This window comes from Streptococcus sp. 2_1_36FAA (assembly GCF_000161955.2).
Lineage (GTDB): Bacteria > Bacillota > Bacilli > Lactobacillales > Streptococcaceae > Streptococcus > Streptococcus gordonii.
This window is the reverse complement of record NZ_KI391974.1, coordinates 339,361-340,723: the sequence shown is the minus strand read 5'-3', so window position 1 is coordinate 340,723 and position 1,363 is coordinate 339,361.

Here is a 1,363-nt window from a genome sequence, read left to right as displayed (position 1 = left end):
TCAGTCACACGCCAGATGGAACAGTAACCTTCACACCAGACAAGCAGTTCGTTGGTAAACCAGATCCAATCACCGTGAAACGTGTGGATAAGAATGGCACTTCAGTCACTGCAACGTTGGAACCGAAAGGGTTTGAATTTCAAACCCTTTCGGTTCCAACGTCAAACGCGTAGATAAGAATGGCACCCCAGTTACTGCGACATACAGCCCAGAGTTTACGAAAGTAACACCAACTGGTACGGGTGATAAGACAGAAGGCCTGCAAGGTCAAGTTCAGAAAGGTAAAGTGACTTTCACCCCAGGCCATGACTCAGTTCCATTCCCAGCTGATTCGACTCCACTATTTGACAATGGTACAGCTGTGAAAGAAGTGCCAAATGTTGGTAAGTTCGAAGTGGACGCAGATGGTAAGGTGACCTTCACTCCTGATAAACAGTTCAAGGGTGAAACACCAGAACTTGAATTGACTCGTGTGGATGCCAACGGCACTCCTGTTACTGTCAAGTACCAAGCAGTAGTGAAAGAAGTAACACCAACTTCAACGGATGCCACTTCAAATGGTATCCAAGGTCAACCGCAAAAAGGTACCCCAACCTTCACAGAAGGTAATCCATTGGTTCCAATTGATGATACGAAACCAATGACCTTCGAAGATGGTCAGTCAACGAAGACTGTTCCGGGTGTAGGTGAATACAGCATCAATCCAGATGGCTCTATTACCTTTACGCCAGACAAACAATATGTTGGTACACCAGATCCAGTCACAGTGAAACGAGTGGATAAGAATGGTACAGAAGTTACCGCAACTTATACACCAACAGTGACCAAGGTCACTCCAACAAGCACTAATGCAACAAGCACAGGCCCTCAAGGACTTCCGCAAACTGGTACTCCAACCTTCCAAGGTGGCGATCCACTGGTTCCGATCGATGAAACAGTCGAGCCAACCTTCGAAGATGGAAGCAAAGAGAAGACCATTCCAGGTCAAGGAACTTACACGATTGCGCCAGACGGAACAGTAACCTTCACTCCAGACAAGCAGTTTGTTGGAAACCCAGATCCAGTCACAGTCAAACGCGTAGATAAGAATGGCACCCCAGTTACTGCGACATACAGCCCAGAGTTTACGAAAGTAACACCAACTGGTACGGGTGATAAGACAGAAGGCCTGCAAGGTCAAGTTCAGAAAGGTAAAGTGACTTTCACCCCAGGCCATGACTCAGTTCCATTCCCAGCTGATTCGACTCCACTATTTGACAATGGTACAGCTGTGAAAGAAGTGCCAAATGTTGGTAAGTTCGAAGTGGACGCAGATGGTAAGGTGACCTTCACTACCTGATAAACAGTTCAAGGGTGAACTGAG